The organism is Bacillus sp. AFS029533, assembly GCF_002585125.1.
Classification (GTDB): Bacteria; Bacillota; Bacilli; order Bacillales; family Bacillaceae_G; genus Gottfriedia; species Gottfriedia luciferensis_B.
This window is the reverse complement of sequence record NZ_NUQC01000020.1, coordinates 105,206-125,845: the sequence shown is the minus strand read 5'-3', so window position 1 is coordinate 125,845 and position 20,640 is coordinate 105,206. Positions and strand designations below refer to the sequence as shown.

At 31.7% G+C, this 20,640-nt stretch carries 16 protein-coding genes; 7 read left to right on the top strand and 9 right to left on the bottom strand.

Annotation, left to right across the window (positions count from 1 at the left end; all coding sequences use genetic code 11):
* Positions 1–221 precede the first annotated feature (221 nt).
* Together COE53_RS10800 and COE53_RS10795 are read left to right on the top strand one after the other, a co-directional pair.
* Positions 222–1,331 carry a glycosyltransferase family 4 protein gene (locus COE53_RS10800; protein WP_091021970.1) on the top strand — a complete coding sequence of 370 codons (1,110 nt, stop codon included), beginning with the start codon at positions 222–224 and terminating at the stop codon, positions 1,329–1,331.
* On the top strand, positions 1,324–2,106 hold the full coding sequence (locus COE53_RS10795) for a HipA family kinase (RefSeq protein ID WP_069035449.1): 783 nt from the start codon (positions 1,324–1,326) through the stop codon (positions 2,104–2,106). Before COE53_RS10800 ends, COE53_RS10795 begins: the two co-directional genes overlap by 8 nt.
* A 45-nt stretch (positions 2,107–2,151) precedes the next feature.
* Here the strand turns inward: COE53_RS10795 and COE53_RS10790 are convergent, their stop codons facing one another.
* The 4 genes from COE53_RS10790 to COE53_RS10775 form a co-directional block, all read right to left on the bottom strand.
* Positions 2,152–3,462 carry a UDP-glucose dehydrogenase family protein gene (locus COE53_RS10790; RefSeq protein WP_091021968.1) on the bottom strand — a complete coding sequence of 437 codons (1,311 nt, stop codon included), beginning with the start codon at positions 3,460–3,462 and terminating at the stop codon, positions 2,152–2,154.
* 1 nt (position 3,463) lies between these two features.
* Positions 3,464–4,375: a UTP--glucose-1-phosphate uridylyltransferase GalU gene (gene galU / locus COE53_RS10785; protein ID WP_069035447.1), complete on the bottom strand. Its 912-nt coding sequence runs from the start codon at positions 4,373–4,375 to the stop codon at positions 3,464–3,466.
* Between the two features lie 704 nt (positions 4,376–5,079).
* Positions 5,080–6,807 (bottom strand): glycosyltransferase family 4 protein, encoded by a 1,728-nt coding sequence (locus COE53_RS10780; protein ID WP_098948030.1) that lies wholly within the window; start codon positions 6,805–6,807, stop codon positions 5,080–5,082.
* Positions 6,804–7,901 carry a CotS family spore coat protein gene (locus COE53_RS10775; protein ID WP_069035446.1) on the bottom strand — a complete coding sequence of 366 codons (1,098 nt, stop codon included), beginning with the start codon at positions 7,899–7,901 and terminating at the stop codon, positions 6,804–6,806. The genes COE53_RS10780 and COE53_RS10775 overlap by 4 nt, the downstream gene beginning before the upstream one ends.
* A gap of 295 nt (positions 7,902–8,196) precedes the next feature.
* Between COE53_RS10775 and COE53_RS10770 the strand changes: the two genes are divergently transcribed.
* Entirely contained in the window at positions 8,197–9,171 is a 975-nt protein-coding gene (locus COE53_RS10770; protein WP_069035445.1) for an NAD-dependent epimerase, read from the top strand.
* Between the two features lie 147 nt (positions 9,172–9,318).
* On the opposite strand, the gene COE53_RS10765 is transcribed toward COE53_RS10770, so the two are convergent.
* Complete coding sequence (locus COE53_RS10765; protein WP_098948029.1) at positions 9,319–10,599, bottom strand: helix-turn-helix domain-containing protein; 1,281 nt, start codon at positions 10,597–10,599, stop codon at positions 9,319–9,321.
* 301 nt (positions 10,600–10,900) lie between these two features.
* On the opposite strand from COE53_RS10765, the gene COE53_RS24325 reads away from it, so the two are divergent.
* From COE53_RS24325 to COE53_RS10745, 4 genes are read left to right on the top strand one after another with little or no spacing between them, the layout of a single operon-like run.
* Positions 10,901–11,026 (top strand): hypothetical protein, encoded by a 126-nt coding sequence (locus COE53_RS24325; protein WP_091021959.1) that lies wholly within the window; start codon positions 10,901–10,903, stop codon positions 11,024–11,026.
* A 5-nt stretch (positions 11,027–11,031) separates the two neighbouring features.
* Positions 11,032–12,594 carry a spore germination protein gene (locus tag COE53_RS10755; protein WP_091021957.1) on the top strand — a complete coding sequence of 521 codons (1,563 nt, stop codon included), beginning with the start codon at positions 11,032–11,034 and terminating at the stop codon, positions 12,592–12,594.
* Positions 12,595–12,619: 25 nt separating this feature from the next.
* Complete coding sequence (locus tag COE53_RS10750) at positions 12,620–13,723, top strand: GerAB/ArcD/ProY family transporter (RefSeq protein ID WP_091021955.1); 1,104 nt, start codon at positions 12,620–12,622, stop codon at positions 13,721–13,723.
* A complete protein-coding gene (locus COE53_RS10745) occupies positions 13,710–14,873 on the top strand; it encodes a Ger(x)C family spore germination protein (RefSeq protein ID WP_091021953.1) in 1,164 nt (387 codons plus the stop codon). Before COE53_RS10750 ends, COE53_RS10745 begins: the two co-directional genes overlap by 14 nt.
* A 59-nt stretch (positions 14,874–14,932) precedes the next feature.
* Here COE53_RS10745 and COE53_RS10740 read toward each other — a convergent pair whose 3' ends face one another.
* The 4 genes from COE53_RS10740 to COE53_RS10720 all read right to left on the bottom strand — a co-directional run bounded on the left by COE53_RS10740 (position 14,933) and on the right by COE53_RS10720 (position 20,336).
* Complete coding sequence (locus COE53_RS10740) at positions 14,933–15,955, bottom strand: CotS family spore coat protein (protein ID WP_180242412.1); 1,023 nt, start codon at positions 15,953–15,955, stop codon at positions 14,933–14,935.
* 525 nt (positions 15,956–16,480) lie between these two features.
* Complete coding sequence (locus COE53_RS10730; RefSeq protein ID WP_098948026.1) at positions 16,481–17,578, bottom strand: GerAB/ArcD/ProY family transporter; 1,098 nt, start codon at positions 17,576–17,578, stop codon at positions 16,481–16,483.
* 9 nt (positions 17,579–17,587) lie between these two features.
* Positions 17,588–18,781 (bottom strand): Ger(x)C family spore germination protein, encoded by a 1,194-nt coding sequence (locus tag COE53_RS10725; protein ID WP_098948025.1) that lies wholly within the window; start codon positions 18,779–18,781, stop codon positions 17,588–17,590.
* On the bottom strand, positions 18,771–20,336 hold the full coding sequence (locus tag COE53_RS10720) for a spore germination protein (protein WP_069035436.1): 1,566 nt from the start codon (positions 20,334–20,336) through the stop codon (positions 18,771–18,773). The genes COE53_RS10725 and COE53_RS10720 overlap by 11 nt, the downstream gene beginning before the upstream one ends.
* Positions 20,337–20,640 lie beyond the last annotated feature (304 nt).

The following is a 20,640-nucleotide window of genomic DNA, read 5'->3' as shown; positions in this document are numbered from 1 at the left end:
GCTGAGCAAGGAAAAATAGAAGTAAGTTTTCCTGCTTTTAACCTAATAAATATTTGTAGTTAGTAGTTAATTGCCCTTACAATTTACCTCAATTTGAATTAACTAAAATAGGACTACTATTCAAGATTTGAATCCGGTAAAAAGCCGTATTCGTGTATACAATTAGTTTTCAAATCGGTTTAAACGTTATTTGTATACCCTAAAACCAAGGAGGGGAAAATTTGAAAGTCTTAATAATCTGGCGTCTCTTAACAGTTGGTGGAGTAAATGCTGGCTGGAGGAATCGTTCAATTTATTTTAAAAAGTTTGGAATTGATACTGAGTTTCTATACACAACAGATCATGGTGGATTACACATAATGGAAGATGTTGCACCTGTCTATTTAACGAAGGACGAAAACGAAATTATTGATATTATTAAAAACAATGCATATGACGCAATCATTGTAGTAGATACGGGTTCTGCATATAAGTGGTTACAAAAAGCTAAATATAAAGGTCCAGTAATTGTAGAAGCACGTACGCCCGAGCTTATAAAACTACAACCTCATTTAAAGAAATTCAGATCCATTGAACCTGTTTCTATAATTGTTCCTTCTAATTATCAAAAAAGATTAGTTTCCATCTTAACAGATAATATCCCCATTAAAGTAATCTACAATGGTGTTGATACATCATTTTTCCATCCATTAGCAGGGGATGAGATCGCAATCGAAAATAATCCAATCCTTCCAAACAATAAAAAAATTGTGTGCTGTATCGGTAGAGTGGATAAACGAAAAAACTGGCCAATGTTAATTGAAATTGCAAAATTGATAAAAAGTGAACGGTCCGATATTGAAATTTGGTTAATTGGAGGAGCCCAAAGTGTTCAGCGAGAGGACTTTGCATTAGCTTGGAAGGAAGAAGGTCTAACCGATATCATTAAATGGTTTCCGGTTATTCCTTATCAACAAATGCCCCATGTATACGCAAAAGTACTTCAATCTGGTGGTTGTACAATCGCAACTACAAAAGTAGAATCATTTGGGAATACCTTTATTGAGTCTATGGCATGTGGTGTGCCAGTTGTTGCTTCTAATATAATGCCTATTTCGGAAATCGTTCTTCAAGGTGAAACAGGTATGCTGTTTCGAGGACATGATGTTCAAGATGCTGTTAAAAAAATATATTCAATCGTTGATAATAAGAAGTTTCATGAAAAGCTATCGCAAAATGCAATCAACCATGTTGAAAATAATTTTGCTATTCATAAAGTAGCCGATATTTATCGTGAATATCTTCTGAAATTTGGTAAAGGCAAAAATAGTGATGTGATTCAAAATGATTGAACCAGTTTCCTATATTAAAAAACTAGAAGGAAAATCCAATGCTCATTTAATTACATTTAGTGATGGTAGAGATTATGTTGTGAAATATTTTCGGTCTGGATTTGAGAAAACATTACCAAACGAATGGGTTGCCTATTGCATTGCTAGATTTTTAGATCTACCAGTTCCTTTTGCTCAAATCGTATCAATTCCTGAAGAATTTTCAAAAACAATACCGGATTTAGTCATGGAAGAAGTTCAACATTCAAAGTTTCAATTTGCTTCTTTATATGTACCTGAAACGTTAAATGGACATCAAGTTGTATCAGTTCCTAGTATTTTAAATAACAATCAGCTCGCAGGTATCATTTTATTCGATTATTGGCTCTGTAATGGAGATCGTACTCGAAAAAATATTTTACTTCGCGAAGAAAATTTAGATCAATTTAAACTTTGGATCATTGACCATGCTGAAGCATTTGGCTCCTATAGCTGGTTAACTTCAGAGTTAGAAACTTTGCCTCAAAATATTATGAAAAGTTCAACTCATCAATTCATGTCCCAATATATAAAAAGTGAAGAAGAATTTAATGAACAACTTCAGATCATCCAAAGATTCCCGGTACTGCTTTTAGAAGAAATTGTAGAAGTAATACCTGATGATTGGTTATTATCAAAGGAAGACAAAAAGGCAATTGTAGGCAGATTAGTAAATCGTAGAAAAAAAATTCTCCCTTATCTTAAACATAAATTCGTCAAATCGATTTACCGTCCTTTACATGAACAAAATGAGTAAAATAATAAAAACGACTTCAATTAAGTTTGAAGTCGTTTTTCATTTTTATTGAATTATGGAAGGTTTACCAACTGGGTAATATTCTATTTTCTCACAATCTCTTATTTTTTCTTCCCTCAGACAGTTTCTTCCGTCAAAAATGATTGGATTCTTCATTTTCATTAATATGCTAGGTAAGTCAAGTTCTCTAAATTCTCTCCACTCAGTAACAATAAAAATTGCATCTGTATCCGTTACACATTCATTTATTGAACTAGCGAACGTTAATTTGCTACCTAGAATTTTTTTTGCGTTTTCAATTGCAACAGGGTCATACGCAATGACTTCTGCCCCTAATTCTGTTAAAGAATTTATGATATTGATAGAAGGTGCTTCTCTCATATCGTCTGTATCTGGTTTAAACGATAATCCTAGACATGCAATCTTCTTCCCTTTTAATATACCAAATCGTTCAATTGCTTTCTTTACCAGTAATTCACGTTGATAATTATTAATAGAAATAGTTTCCTTTAGAAAACCAAATTCAACCCCATTTATCCCGGCTGTATGCAATAATGCTTTAACATCCTTTGGGAAACAAGAGCCGCCATAACCTATTCCAGCATATAAAAATGCTTCACCAATTCGTTTATCTTTCCCCATTCCTTTAGCTACATCTTCTACATTTGCACCGAGTGCTTCACATAGATTAGCAATTTCATTGATATAGCTTATTTTGCTAGCTAAAAATGCATTTGATGCATATTTAATCATTTCTGCACTACGAATGCTAGTAATTAAAATCGGTACATTTAATGGTTTATACATTTCTTCAACAATTCTGGCAGACTCTTGATTATTGCTACCGATAATGATTCGATCTGCTTCCATCGTATCTTTAATTGCCGAACCTTGTCTTAGAAACTCTGGATTTGAAACAACGTCAACCACAATATCTTTACTACAATTTTGTTGAATAATTTCCTTTACTACTTCATTTGTTCCAACTGGAACAGTACTTTTTATCGCAATAATTACGTCTTGTTTAATATTTTTTGCGATATCAATCGCTGCACCCTCAAGATAGGATAAATTTGCGGCCCCATCTTCTCTTTGAGGGGTACCTACTGCAACGATAATAACCTTAGCATCTTCTAACCCCTTATCGTATGAAGTTGTAAATGATAATCTTCCTAACTTAATATTATTAATTATTAACTCTTCAATTCCTGGTTCATAAATTGGAGAGATACCTGCACACAAATTCTTTATTTTAAGTTCATTTATATCAATACAAGTTACTGAGTGACCAATCTCTGCTAAACAGACTCCTGTTGTTAAACCGACATAGCCCGTACCTAATATAGAAATTTTCAAGTCAATCCACTTCCTGATTCTTCATATTTAGAGCATGATCAGATATGACCTCATTTAAGAAAGCGATTACCTCATCTTTTATATCTTCTCTATTAATCGCAAAATCAATTGTAGCCATTATAAATCCGATTTTATGTCCGATATCATATCGTTTACCTTCGAAATTATATGCTAAGACAAATTGATTTTTATTTAATTCATTAATCGCATCTGTTAATTGTAATTCACAGCCTTGTCCCACAGAAATTGTTGCTAAAATGTCAAAAATCTCTGGAGTAAGGATGTAACGTCCCATAATTGCATAATTTGATGGGGCATCTTTCAATTTTGGTTTTTCTACTAGACACTCAACCTGAAATAGATTTGTGTTTGTATCGTAAGTACTTTCTTTTTGTTTGATAACACCATATTTACTTACTTCTTCATCAGGAACATTCTGAACAGCAATAACCGGGGCATTATATTTCTCGTAAACATTAATAATTTGCTGTAAGCAAGGTGTTGTAGACATAACGATGTCATCTCCTAACAAAACAGCAAATGGTTCATCTCCTATAAAACTCTTAGCACATAATATTGCGTCTCCTAATCCTTTCGGTTCCTTTTGACGCACATAAAAGATTTTCACCATATTGGATATTTTCTGCATTTCTTCCAAAACAGTTAGCTTGTTTTTTCGAGATAATGATTCTTCTAATTCATATGATTTATCAAAATGATCCTCGATTGCTCGCTTGCCTCTACCACTAATAATAATGATTTCTTCAATTCCAGAAGCAACAGCTTCTTCAACGATATATTGAATAGTTGGCTTATCAACTATAGGTAACATTTCTTTTGGCAACGCTTTTGTTGCTGGCAAAAAACGTGTCCCGAGACCAGCAGCGGGAATAATAGCCTTGCGGATTTTCATTTGACTTGCCTCCAAACATTTGTTCATTCTACTTTATATGTAAATGAAGGAGGTCTTGTCACCATATATACCTATTATGTTTAGAAAGTTTATGTCTTAATAACTAGAGTTTTTTCGCCTATAAATTTATTTTCAAGACATTAAACCAATCTATTAAAAGATAGTGTTTATAGGTATTCTTGCACCAAAATAAATTTATTTAAGAGACTTTTCTTGTTACTTGAATCCATGTTTGAATCAGTATGACATATGCGATTTGAAGATTAGTTGCCTCGGCATGGGCAATCATTGTGCTAATTTAAACGTTATTTAAGAGAGATTATTCATCCTCGCTATTGCCATTCCTTTCACCTAGATAGGCGTTAATCAACCGATATAAACCTTTAGCTAAACCAAATTTGCTGTTCATGTTAATTAACCTTTATTACGCTATTTTTAGCGTTAATTTGGCCATTTTTGTCGTTCAAGGAGTGTTATTTGTTGTCCATTCATTGCATCAGTTTTGGCGTTAATTTAGCCATTTTAACTTTAATTGAGCGGTGTTCGTAACTTGATCAGCAGCGTTCACTTGTTTCATAAGTTGCTCTATTTGGAACACGGTCATCAATAAATAATTTTCAAACTAAAAAAGGCTACCTCAAAAGTCTTTAAACTTATGAGACAGCCTCTTTCTATTTAGACAAATTCCTCAAAAAAATGATCTTTTAACGATTTCTGTTTCTATGCATTTCAATGACGCTAGGAATTTTCTTCAATCTAAAAGGTTCTGAATTAGTATTAGATAGATTGTTAACCCTATTTTCTACTCTACTTACTTCATTTGCATATGGTCTTTGGTTTAAGTTTAGGTTTGAATTTGAGGTTGCATTATTTACACCCTGATCAGTTACTCTTCTAATCCTTAATCTTGGATTCGTATTAGTTGAAAATTCTTCCGTTACTTTTGCGACTACTTTTTCTTTAGGAACTAATTTTGCTTTCTCAACTAGGATTGCTAGCAATTCTTCAAGAGTTTTGATTTCGGACTGAGTTACTGGTTTTGGTACTTCTACTATTGATTCAGTAGTTTTTTCTATTTCAATAGTTGGTTTTATTTCTACAGTTGGTTCGATTACTTCACTGATTTCTGTCGTAGGTTGTTCGATTACTTCACTGATTTCTGCCGTAGGTTGTTCGATTACTTCAGATACATTATTATTAGCTACATTCAACTCTGTATTTTGTACTGCAGTTTTAAATAATGTTTGAGGTTCATATTGTTCTAATTGTTCTGATGAAATAGATGAGGCATATTCAGTTTGGCTCCATGTAGATAGTATCTCATTTGCTACACGACTCCATAAATATTTAGTAACTGCAAGTTCTCTACCTTTTATTCCCATATTCTTCATTAGCGTTTTGTTTGATAATATTTCTGTAATTTTGGTAGCGAATTCATCTGGATCAACTGGATTTTCTACGATTAATCCATTTTCACCTGGAATAATGACTTCAGGATTTCCACCTCGAGCAGTTGTTACAATTGGAAGACCTGCTGCCATCGCTTCATAGTGAACCCTTGCAAGAGGCTCTTGCCATAATGAAGTACAGACAAATAAATCTGCTACTGCAAACCAGTTGTGGATTTCAAAAGGTGATACAAAACCTGTTGTAATAATCGGTACATCTTGTTTTTTTGCGATAGCACGAATATAAGCAACATAATCTGTTACATTGTTTTGACTAAACCAATTGCTTCCTACGATGACTAAAGCTAAATCTTTGAAGGTTTTTGAAAGTGTTGGCAATGCTCTAATTAGACGATCTACGCCTTTGTTTTCTGAAAGTCTTCCTGCAAATAAAATAACTGTTTTATTTTCTAAACCATACTCTTTTCTAAGTGTGTTTCTCGTACTAATCATTTTAGGATCATTACCAGGTAAGAAACGGTCAGAATCAACACCTGAGTAGATCGTTCTAATTTTATTTGCACTTTGAGGATAAAGTTCACGAATTACATTTCCTACATAATCACTTACTGTAACGATACTTGAAACTTCTTCTAATACTAAATTCGCTTCATCAACAGCAATTTTCCCAATATTAAACATGTCATTATGCATACTTAACGTAATCTTTGAATTTGGTGCTACTTTTCTAATCGGAAGAACAAGACGTGGTCTGTTAAAAATGTGGATTAAATCAAATTGATTTCCTTTAATGTATTCAACTACACCTTCACGATATAGTTCTAATACTTTCCCTGGTACACGTACATAATTTACACCGTCGATTGTTTCTTCATCTGGTAATGTTGGATCATTAACGCCTAGTACTGTTATATCGTGTACTTTACTTAAATAAGGTAAACTTCCTGCAATATAAGTTTGAATCGCACCACCTAAAACTGGAGGCACTGGTAGGTTTTCTGTACATACCATTAATATTTTCATTCTTTTCCACTCCAGTCGTTGCGAACTTCATTCAATGTTGCCCATTTTGACTGCTCTAAGTCAACAATTGATTGAATTAATTGTTTAGTAGTTTCACCTAAAAATAATTCTGGTTCATAAAGTACTTCTTTAATATTCTTATAAAATTCATTTGGCATTGAAAAATCAATCATTAATACATCATATAATTCTTTAGAAATTGGATTAGCTTCGTGATATGCGTTAATCATTTCCCTTACCCATGTAGCATCCCAAGCGAATAAATCAGACATTGTACCAGATATTAGTTTTCTAAGGTCACGAATTGGCAAATCATATGCAACTCCATCTAAATCTATGATCCACATTCCATTTGGACCCATTTGACCATTCGACCATCCGTAATCTTGGTGAACTAAGCCCCAGCTCGCATTTCCTTCATTCACCATATTAAAGTAACCTGAATTATTTAGATCTTCCATACTCTTTCTTGCTTGTTCTTGAAATATATCTACTACATTTAATAAATCCTGACTAGCAGGCATTTCTTCATAAGCCAAGGCAATTGTTCTGAACCAATTCATTTTGTTATATACTTTTTCATAGCTTTTTGGCCATTTGTGCAATCTTGATGCAATTTCTGCTTGGATCGGTGGTACATAACCTTTACTTAATCGATGAAACTCACCAAGAGCATAACATAACTGCTTAGCACCTTCTAAATCTTTAGAAACTGGTGCCAGCTCTTCAATCCATTCTGCAACGAACCATAGCTTTCCACCTGCTTCTACATACTCCTCGCCATCTCTAGTTCGAACGATGCTTGGAACTCTAGCCTGCTGAACCTCAACTAAATACTTCTGAGCTCCTAAACTAAACATACTTCTAGTAGGTCTTCTGTGTAAAAGCTTAAAACTTTTTGGACCTTCGTTTGTTTCAATTTTCCAAATTGCTCCGCCTTTGTCAGCTTTCGTCGTTATTACTTGCATGCTATTTACTTGAAGATCATAAAACTTAAGTACTTCAAGCCCAATTTTTTCAATATATTCTGGCACATAGAATTCATCATGAATAAGCTCATCGACAATCCATGGCTCAATAATTATATTATTCAATTTCTCCCTCCTACTTTTTTAGAGCCCATAAAAAAATTCACATTTCTTTTTAATGAAATGTAATAAATAGTTGCATATTTACTTTTATTGCCCTAAGTGTATTTAGACCTAATGTAATCATATGATTTTGTCCAAGTATTGTGAGGGTATATGTGTATTCTATTAAAAAAGTATTTTCCCTAATCTAGTTATATACATATTTCTATATGTATTCGAACTTTGTCGTTTTCTCCATCATATGATATTCCAACTCTTGTTAGATAAGGAGGTTTTTAACATTAAAAAAACTGATACTATGCGCATCTTAATTACTGGATGTGCCGGATTTATTGGATTTCATCTAAGCAGACGCCTATTAGAACAAGGTTTTCAAGTCATTGGAATTGATAATATAAATGACTACTATGACAGACGTCTAAAATTTGATAGATTGGAAATTTTAAAGAAATATGAACATTTCAGTTTCATTAATGGCTCAATACATGAAATGGAGATTCTAGAAGAGCTATTTGTAAAATATAATTTCGATCTAGTCATTAATCTAGCAGCACAGGCTGGAGTGAGATATAGCTTAGAAAATCCAGGGTCATACATCCAATCAAACCTTGTAGGTTTTGCTAATATTTTAGAGTGTTGTAAAAATCATCAAATTAAACACCTCATATACGCTTCTTCTAGCTCTGTTTATGGGAATAATAAAAAATCTCCCTCTTCAATTGACGATCGAGTTGACCAACCAATTAGTTTATATGCAGCCACAAAAAAAGCAAATGAATTAATGGCACATTCTTATAGTCATACGTTTAATCTACCTACGACTGGATTGCGTTTTTTTACGGTCTATGGACCATGGGGTAGACCTGATATGGCATTATATAAATTTGCTAATGCAATCACTAACGGACAACCAATAGACGTTTATAATTATGGAAATATGAAACGAGATTTTACTTATATTGATGATGTAGTTGAATCAATTGTAAGAATCATTAAAAATGGGCCACCAAAAGAATCCTCCTCTTACTATAAACTTTATAATATTGGTAACCATAGCCCAGTGAAATTAAATTATTTTATCGAAGTTTTAGAAAAGCAACTTGGTATAAAAGCAACTATTCGATTATTGCCGATGATTTCAGGAGAAGTACTTGAAACATATGCAGATATTGATCAACTCGTAAATGATATTCAATATAGTCCAACTACTTCAATCGAAGACGGTATAGCTAAATTTGTTGAATGGTTTAAGGAATATAAGAAGATAAATTAACTCCCTATTTAAATATGGTCTAGAAATGAAAATAACCACAAGGATTTAATTTCCCTTGTGGTTTATTTGTAACTTTTTGTACTGGTTAGTGGAGTCACCTCAATCAGAAGATGAAGCGATCTTTTTTCGGTCAGTCTAATAGACTGGTTAAGTGCTCATTGCATACAAATTACTCGCCTGATTCTTATCATCACTTAACATTTGAATATAATCCTCATTTAATTGATCTGTTAAATGATCTCGATAGTGCCAAATTGATAATAAACATAGTTTAAATTTTTCAATTATACCTACGTTTTTAACTTTTCTAGCTACATTTATTAAATCATTTAAGCCTTCAATATATTGCTTATTTTCACATTTTAAAATTGACTGTGCATAGCAAAAGTCCAAATACATTTGTTGTTTATACATATTTGAACTATTGGCCATTTCATTAATTACTTTTTCATGATGATTGATTAAAGTTGAAGCATCTTCTAATCTCCCTAACTTTACATAGGATTCAATAATTCTCGGAATGCCTACATATAAATCATCTCGATCTTTAATCCAATCGTAGTATTCATCAGCATAATGTAGTTCACCAAAGTCTAGTAATGTAACATAACGATTACCGATTGCAGCCTCAGCAAAAAAATCATTTATCTTACCATACTTTTTTATTATTTCAAGCACTTCATCTAAAGAATTACTTAACCTATTCAAAGCAAAGCCTTGATATACTAATGCATAGCCATAATGTTTTTCATTTTTCGCCATTTTTTCTAATCGCTTAGCATAATGAAGAACTTTGTCCCATTGTTTTAACATATAGTAGGTTGCCGTAATCCATAAAATCGTTAATTCCTGAAAATCATCTGGCATATAGCTCACATATTCTAGAACATGAACAAGAGTTGCTGGTCCTTCCTCTGTTAGCCTATTTAAATAGTACTTTCTAAAATAACTAATAGCAACTTCCTCTGCTGTTTGATCTGGCATGTGATCTATAATGATTTCATATAAAGGCAAAGCCTCTTTTTCTTTCCCTTCAGCAAATAACTTTTCAGCTATTTCATATAAATTTTGTAAATTTTTTGTACGAATTGTCTTAGATTTCTCCTCTAACATTTCAGAAATAATAAACTCTAACTCTTTATCAAATCCATTTATTGCACATTTATAAATAAACGCTACACTTCTTCGTTTATCTAAATATCGATTCTGATTAAAGCATAGTTGTGTATAGCTTGAGTAAAAATACCCTTCTGGTAAACCGAACGCTTCTGTAATTGCATCTAAATAATGCAAAGAAAGAGGCTTTTTATTATTAAATACTCTACTAATATCACTAATATGGATTCCAGAATATTTAGCCAAATCAGCTTTATTCCAATTTTTATCATTCATAAATGTAAGAAAATCATATAGAAGTATCTGATTCATAAGCTTTCCTCTCCATACTCGGTAAGATCTTTTATTTCAACGATTCCTCCATTTTATCTATATGAAAAATGGAAAATTAGGTAAAATCACACGTAATCTACTAGGTTTATTATACTATTTTGTCATTTTTTTAAAATAGGAAATATTCAATTTTTTATTAAAATTGATTAATTATTTAAATTCTGTTTCTTTATCAATTGTTTTTAGTTCAGTATGTATAATACTTTTCCTACCCTTTACGCATTCTTTTCCTATAGTGGGAAATAATACCTTTATCATTTTAAATATTGGGGTGTATTAAATGTTCAAGAAAATTATTTCATTTATTCCGGAGTATCCGATTTTCATACAAGCTTTTGTTACCTTTATCGTTCCTGTAGGATTATCAAAATTTTTCAAATGGGTTCATATTATGGAGAAAGAGTGATTTAAATGAAGCGTTGGAGATCCAATAAAATCTCAGAAAATATGGCATCTCTAAATAATGAATCTCAAAATAATAATGAAATCTTATCCAGTGATCTCCAAGTAAATTTGGATTGGATTTTTAATGAAATTGGACATAATTCTGATGTTAAATTTAGAGAATTTTTATTAGGTGAAACAGATATTCAAGTAGCAATTATTTTTATTGATGGCTTATCTAATGCAGAATTAATTCAAAAGCATATATTGGGCGAATTAATGACGGGACTTACAGCCATTGCCACCAATTATAAAAATAATGGGCAATCTTTAAATCTAAAAGAAATTAAAAAATGTATTAAAGAGAAATCACTCACTGTTTGTACAATTGAAGAAGTCACTACTTTTAAAAAATTAAAAACAGATGTTCTATTTGGTTCAATTGGTTTGTTAGTAGATGGTATTTCTGAATGTTTTTTAATCGGCGAAGCACTAACAAAAACTAGAGAAGTAAAGGAACCTGATTCTGAGGCACTTGTTCGTGGACCAAGACTTGGCTTTGTTGAAAGCTTAGCTGATAATACGGCCATGTTAAGGCGTGCTGGAAAAAATCCAGATTTAACAATGCTAGGATTTGAAATTGGTGAAGTTTCAAAAAAACAATTAGTTATAGCATACATCTCAACGATTGCGAATTCTGAGATTATCGAGGAAGTAAAAAAAAGAATAAAAAGAATTGAAATTGATAGCGTTCCAGACTCTGGTTATATAGAACAATTAATAGAAGATGACTATTTAAGTCCTTTTCCTCAGATTCAAAGTACTGAACGTCCTGATCGGGTTATGAGTGCTTTAATGGAAGGTAGAGTAGCCATTATATTGGATGGTTCACCATTTGCACTTATTGCTCCTGTAACTTTTCAGATGTTATTACAATCTCCTGAGGATTATTATGAAAGATGGTTTGCAGCTACTTTAGTTCGATTATTACGCTATCTTTCATGTTTTATTGCTTTATTTGCTCCATCTTTGTACATTGCATTTATTTCGTTTCATCAAGGACTAATTCCGACAAAGCTAGTATTTCATATAGCAGCAACTAGAGGTGGCGTACCATTTCCTCCGTTAATTGAAGCACTAATAATGGAAATCTCGATTGAGGTATTAAGGGAAGCCGGTTTACGTTTACCTAAGCCAATTGGGCAATCTTTAGGCATTGTTGGAGGGTTAATTATCGGTCAGGCTGCAGTTGAAGCAGGAATTGTCAGTACAATCATGGTTATTGTCGTTGCAGTAACAGCAATTTCCTCATTTACATTACCACAATATAATGTAGGAATTGCACTTCGTATGCTTCGTTTTTTATCGATGCTTTTTGCAAGTGTATTTGGTTTATATGGCGTCATTTTATTTTTCCTATTACTATGTAGTCATTTAGTAACACTAAAAAGTTTTGGGGTCCCTTATCTAAGTCCTGCTGCTCCTATTCGATTTGGTGATTGGAAAGATTTCGTCGTAAGAGCTCCTTTATTTATGTTGAAAAATCGTCCTAAAAGCCTGCAAGCAAAAAAAACAAGAAGGATGAAATAACTTAAGAAAGGAGGAGTTCTAGGTTATGAATTCAGAGCCTATTGATCGAATATCAACAAATCAAACTGTTATGTTTTTTGTAAATTTCATATTTGGTGCAGGTATTTTAATCCTACCGAGAACGATTACTGACAAAGTAAAAACGCCAGACGGTTGGATTGCCGTTATGGTATCTGGTTTGCTTATTACCTTGTTAGTATTTTTATTAGTCATGCTGTGTAAACAATATCCTAACGAAACATATTTTCAATTTACGCAAAAAATAATTGGTAAATGGTTAGGAATCCCATTATGTATCATTATTATCATCTATTATATTTGCATTTCAGCTTTAGAGGTTCGAGTAATGGCAGAAACTACACGTTTATTCTTACTACAAGGTACTCCTTCTTGGGCTATTTTAATTCCGTTCTTGTGGATTGGGTTATATATAGTTCTAGGAGGGATCAACCCAATCGCTAGGATATTGGAAATTATTTTTCCAATCACTGTATTATTTTTTCTATTAGTTATTTTTTTAGGAATAGGCATTATTGAAATAGACAACCTACGTCCAGTTCTTGGAAATGGTTTCAAACCCGTCCTTAATGGACTTAAAACAACTTCCCTTTCATTTTCAGGCTTTGAAGTGATTTTATTTATTTTTATGTTTATGAAGGATAAGTCGAAGGTATCAAAATCAATTATGTTAGGGATCGGTATTCCATTTGTTTTTTATACAATTACTGTCGTTGCTGTAGTCGGAGCATTCTCAGTAAACGGTGTTTTATTACAAACTTGGCCCGTACTCACTTATATTCGCAGCTATGATATTCAGGGGCTATTTGTAGAAAGATTTGACTCATTACTTCTAGTTATTTGGATTATGCAAATTTTTGCTACCTATATCATCGCATTGTATATTTGTGCCCTTGGAATGGTTCAAGTTTTACATAAAAAAAATATGAAACCTTTTCTTTTTGGCACATTACCATTTATTTATATTATTGCAATGATTCCTAAAGATATAAATCAAACTTTTACAATGGCCGATACAATCGGTAATACAGCATTTTATTTATTTGGGATCGTCCCACTTATCCTACTAGTGATTTCATCTGTGAGGAAAAAATTAAATGAGAAAATGTAGGTTAAAACGAATCGTTATATGTTTAATTTCTAATAGTATTCTCCTAATTTTATTATCGGGTTGCTGGAGTAGTAGGCCAATTGAGGACTTAAACATTATCGTAGGTTCTTCGCTAGATAAAGACGGTGAAGGAAAATTAAAATCGACCCTACAATATGTCGTTCCTGAGGCATTGGATACAAAGTCTGGTGGAGATAATGTATCGAAACCATATATAAATGTGATTGGTGAAGGCATATCGTTAGAACCTACAGGATGGGATACTACTTTAAAGAGAAATGGTTACATTTTTGGAGCACATCAAAAATGCATTGTTATTAGTGAAGAACTTGCTAGAGAAATAAACCTCCGAGAGCTTACTGATTTATATTTTCGTGATATCGATATTCGTGGAAGTACGCTAATTTTCATTGCAAAAGGTGAAGCCTCAAAAGCATTAGAAACGAAAGAACCAAATGTCATTCCGTCATTACGAATCGTTGAAATTGCAGACCAATCATTAACTTCAATAATTGTCAGTAAAACACCATTAATAAAAATTGGTGGATTAATGAATTCTGGTTCTAGTTTTCTCCTTCAATTATTAGAAACAACTGATAAAGGTGTTAAGTTTTCTGGCGGTGCAATTTTTAATGGTAAAAAAAATAAAATGATTGGCTCTCTTAATCCACTAGAAGTAGAAGGAGTTAATTGGATTACGGCACAAGGGAAGGGCGGAGCGGTAAAGGCATACACGAAAAAATCAGATGGCCCGACTTGGTTTCAAAATGAATTAATAAAAAGTAAAGTTACACCTCATATAAAAGGTAACAAAATCTCTTTTGACGTAAAAATTGAATCAGAAGGTAGAATAGCAGAGTATTGGAATCCTAAGTTAAGACCTGTATTTGAAGAGAAAAATGTTAAAAGGATTGAAAAAGCAACTGCAGTTGAAGTCACAAAATTAGTAGAAAATGTAACAAAAAAGCTTCAAAATGAATATAAAACAGATGTTGCTGGATTTGGAAACGAAGTAAGAATTCAATACCCAAAACAATGGAAAAAAATGAGTAAGAATTGGGATGAACTATTTAGTAAAGCTAAAATAAACTATGATGTTCACATTACAATCAGAGATTATGGTATGATTGGCAAGAAAAAAAATAAATAAAAAATAAAGCTCGAATCCATAAATGGAATTGAGCTTTATTTTTTATTGAAGTTGAAGTTTTATCGATCATTAAGTACTTCATTTGTTCGGACAAAGAATGAATAAATCACTCTTTCTTTATTAAATTCAAATGTAATTATTTTTTTCATTTTTAAAACTAAACTAGGATCACCCCATAGTGTATCCTTGTTTTCGTAATGTGCCGAAAATACGTCATAAAATAAATGAGGAAACAATAAATCAGCTTTAAGTAGCTGGTACTGTATACAAGATAACGGATTGATTTCCTGATATGCGATGATTATTTTCTTAATTAACTTTGCATTACAATTTTTTTCTTTCATTGCGATATTTAAAATTCTTCTCATATCATGAATCGGTAATTCGATATTTAAAGAACTCATATTTAAGAAATATAAATTCCCGTCTTCTCCGATTGTAAGATCATCTACATTAAAATTTAGGTAGCATAATGTTTTCGCTTTCTCTTCTGCAATATATTTATCAATTATTGCTAAAGCTTTTTCACATTGCATTAAAACTGTGTTTATATTTTTTAAATACAGCTTATCGATTTCATTTTGATGCTTTAACTTAGCTCGTTCTTCTTTCCATTTTGTTAATTTTAAAAATTTATTTTGTAAATCTTTTTTCCAATTTGACTGAATAATTGAAACTTGCTCAGTTGTTAATTCTATGCCTATTGAAGCTTTATGAAAAGAAGCAAGCCCATTCATCAACAGAATAAGATCTTCTTCACTCTCAAAATTTGGTCTTCTCCCATTAACAGCTTCAAATAACATAAAATATTCATCTTTCATCTTTACAAAACCGTCACCTAATTTGGTTGTTAATACTTCTGGTGTAAAGACGCCATTATCTCTAAGATAGTCAATTGCATAAATCATGAATTCAATATATTTTTCATCAATTAAAACTTTCTTTAATAAAACTTCACCGATATTTGTATCAATGGGCCACTCAGCTTTTTTTTCATCAATGTATTTTAAAGATTCATGTTTTACTTCTAAAGGGTAATTTGCAATTACTTTTTTTACTAAATCACTAAAAAAAGCGTCCAAAAATGATACCTCCCAAATAATACTTATCCACTGTTAATCTATGAATATGTACATGTTTAGAGACGGCTAATCTACTAATTAAATTAGGAAGTAAGAATAATAATCTTTTAAGATTACTTTATACAGTTTACTTAATCTCTTTAAATTAAATACAACAAAATTTCTATTAATTTTTTTATTAAAAAAACAAACATGAACTTATTTGCAATTAAAAAAATCCTAAAGAGTAATGAGCTAATTCTACACTTTAGGATTTTCCTTTGACTTCTTTATCAGATGAGTAAAACAACCTAAAATTCCTCATAATACTCATTAAAAGGAGTGTTATGCATGAAAGAAATAATGATCTTTGTTTTGTTATCATTTTTTTGTTTCCTGTTCATTTACATACTTACATTATTACAAGGTTTTGATTTACATTATTTAACTTTAGCCCTTTCTTATAATAAAGTAGGTTTTTTAACTCTTGATAAAATAATGGTCGGTTATTTCATTCTCTATTTTTGTTTAACTATGGTTCTTAAACTAAGAAAGGGATAATTTATTTTGAATCTTTAATGTTACAAATAAGATAAGCGGCAATATAATTTGAAACGGTACATGGAGATATTTAGGGACTAATTCAAGTCCTATATAAACATGCTGTGCGTATGAAACAGTTGTAAATATGCTGAAAAATATAATCATAATACCTATTAAAAATGTAATTAACCAATCATCTTTTAAATTAAATATTTCCATAGTCCCTACTACTGCTCCAAAAAATAAAATTGATATTTTAATAAAACCTAAAATAACAAAAACAATTACCGCTAGAGACTCTAATCTTGTAAAAAAATCACCTATGTTAATTAATGATACGCTTGAAAGTACCGGGAATGTTGAAGCTTTAAAAATAATTTCACCTAAATTTGCAATATGTATAATCGTCGATATTGTTAGAAAGATCCCAGCATAAATCATTGCTAAATAGCTCATTTTGTATGCATTTTTTGGTTGATCATAGTGTTGTAGCAACAATAAAAATATTATTGACTCCCCAAATGGGAATGTTACAGTCGTTGGAAATACTGATTTTAAAACTGGTTTCCATCCGTATTCAAGGATAGGTTTTAAATGGGAAAAATTTAAAAATCCAGTTAATAATTGAGACAAAATGAGAATAAAAACGATAATTCCACTTAATAGAAAACAAATCCAAACCGTCCTAGCAAAACTCGTAAATCCTTTCATTACCGTATAAATCAAAAGAAACAACATTAACATTGAAATTGTGAATAAACCTGTATTATCTAATGCAACCGTTAAAATAAGCTCGGCAAAATCTCTCATAACCCTTGATGCAATATAGATACAATAAACAACATATAATATTCCAACTAAGCCGCCTAAATATTTTCCCCATGCTTTTTGTAAGGACTTGATTAATGAGTTAGACGGGTTATTTTTATATATTCCCAAATATAAGCTTAATAAGAGTAATCCACCAACAAGGCTTATTAAAATTGCAAGCCAGGCATCTCTTCCAGCATCTTGTGCAGGGTCAACTGCAACAGCACTTCCAATTAAATAAATTGCCAATAAACTAAATAACTGCTCTGAATTAAATCTCATATTTTGCATTACTTCACCCTATTTCTTCTTCATGATAACAGGATCCCCTAGTAATCCACTTCGCTTAATTATGACCGTCGTTTTAACATTTACTTTTGCATTTGCGAAATCTTCTGCCCAATTACTTTTCATCTTTTGCCATTTTTTTGGATTATGTGTATGAATCATATCACCGAATCCAAAAACATCACTCTTATAGTTTTGAGCAGATTTAATACTATGCTCAATTTGGTGCTTAACTACTTTTGCAGCTTGTTTTTCAATCTTTATTAAATCTTGAACGCTTTCAATATTTATTGAACAACCAGTTTCATCAAGTAATGTAAGGAGCGTATTATCAATGTTAATAATCGGGATATTTCCCTTAACTTTCACATCCGATTTTATTTTTTGAGCATGTAACCGAAGAGAGCTATATTTATTATTTCCGCAAGGTATGGCAAAATTCGTTTGTTGAATTTTATCCAATACCATTAAAATTCCTCTTACATCACGTCCTGAAATCCAACCAACTAGTTTACTACCTCGAAATAATGCTAAGTCATCAATTTTAGTTTCGGCTGGTTCCATCGTTTGTAAATTCGATAACGTATTTTTTTCTTTATTCTCGTTAACAATTTCAACTCCACTAATCGCAATCTCTTTCCCAGAATAGGTCAGGTCTTCACCTAATTCAAATACATTTGGATTGACACTTTCACCTAATGAAAAATTAACGCTTTGGATTTTTGAAACCATTTCTGCTGATGAAACTTTATTAATAGGTGTCATTGTATTTAAGATCTGTTCGGCTGTTGAATTTTTAGCTACAAGAACAGACATAAAAGCAGAGACTCTTGGTTCCCGAATAATAGCGTCTACTATTTCTTCTATACCATGCTTTGCTGCATTCTCACCTATTACAGTTAATCCAACATGAGTAAAGTCTTTGTTCTTCGTTATTTTTTTTCCTGCTTCTCTAATTGCTTCTGATAATGTTTTCCCAGTACTTGTATAAAGAATGACTGGCGAAGAATTGCCACCACCATTTTGACCAGTAGCTAAATCAGTTGGATTAATGACTTGTAAAGTAACTTTAAAATTAGATTTATCAGTCCAATCGACACCTAATCCCGTAATAAATGAAATTTTATTTAACTCCATATAATTACTACAGCCTGAAAGTAGCAAAAAAACGGATATTATTAACTTTAATTTAAGATTACGATTCATTGTCTTCACCGTTTTTATTTTTTTGTTGTTTTCTCATCCTTGTTGATTCTGGGACAAAATCTTTACTTGAAGTTTTTAAATTTTTCCAAGGTAGACGGATAAAATTATCTTCATTATCTCTAATTGATAATGGGGATACTGGCATTAAATATGGCACTCCAAATGAATCGAGTGTATTTAAATGAACTAGCCAAAATAAAAACATTAATGCAATTCCATACAACCCAGCAATTCCTGCACTTAAAATAAATAAATATCTCAGTAGTCTTGCAGATGCAGCAACACTATAATAAGGAAGAGTAAAACTTGAAATACCAGTAATTGAGACAAAGATAATCATTGCAGTAGATATAATTCCCGCTTGTACAACAGCTTGCCCTATTACAAGTGCACCAACTATTGATACAGTTGATGCAAGAACCCTTGGGCTACGAATACTAGCTTCCCTAATGATTTCAAAAGCAAATTCCATTAGCAATAACTCAACGATCGCAGGAAACGGTACACTTTCTCTTTGAGCTGCAAGACTAACTAATAACGGTGTTGGGATCATCGAACGATGGTGTGTAATTAATGCAAGATATAATGCAGAAACTAATAATGATGTAAAAAATGCTGTAAATCTCAAAAATCTTAAAAAGGTTCCAACAATATATCGTTGATTATAATCATCAGGCGATTGGAAAAACATAGGTAAGGTTGCTGGAAGTACTAGCCCCATTGGACTACCATCTACAATAATTCCAATTCTACCTTCTAATAAATTTGCGGCAATTACATCAGGTCTTTCACTGTCCAAGACAGTTGGAAATGGACTTAAGGGTTTTGATTCAATAAGATATTCTATATTTATTGATTCTAAAACTCCATTAACTTTAGCATTCTTTAGTTTTTCTTTTATAGTATGTAAAATATCTTGATCAACCTTGTCATCAAGATAAGAGATTACTACACTCGTATTCGTAACATCACCAACTTTAATCATTTCCATTTTAAATTGAGCACTTCGAAGTCGGTAACGTAGAAGTGACATATTAGTAGCAATTGATTCAGTAAAACTATCTTTAGGACCACGAATAATCGTTTGTCCAGTTGACTCTGAAACGGAACGAAATTGTCCACTTTTCGTATCAATCAGCAATACTTTTAGTTGATTATCAATAAATATTGCTGTATCTCCATTTAAAACTGCCATCATTATGTTATTCCATTCATTTTCAGTTTTAACTTGTGGAACATCAAACGTATTATCTTTCATTTCATTGAAGAAATTAATTTCGCTTAAATTATCTAATATCATGTTTTTCCATTTATGTAGAATTGGATCAACGATAAATTGACTGATTGTGTCACCATTTGAAATACCTTGAAGATGTACTAGTGCCATTTTTCTTTTTTTGGTTTCTCCAACCTCAAATTCTCTAACGATTAAATCTGCACAATACTGCAATTCATGATTTATATTTTGTAAATTTTTATGTAAATCGGATGATAAAACAACTGGAGCTTTAACTTCCTTTGATTGCCTACTTCTCTTTGGATAACCCAATCGCATATCAATCACCTATCAATTTATTTATTACTATTTAAAATTTGTTAAATGTAGAAAAATTATGCTATTTATTACCATTTTCTAAAAATCATTAAATCATTAACGTGAAAAATCACCTACTTCGTTCAATAGGAAACGTTTAAACTCGACAAAATTCATTTTTTTATTATGTTTTCTGGCTTTTTTGAACAATTTTCTTATGAGTTTTGAAAGATTTATATCCTTAATTGAGAAAAACGTTGATTTTATAAGGAATAAATAACCCAATTGACTGGTTATTAAGTTTTCTTAATAATCAGACTATAAG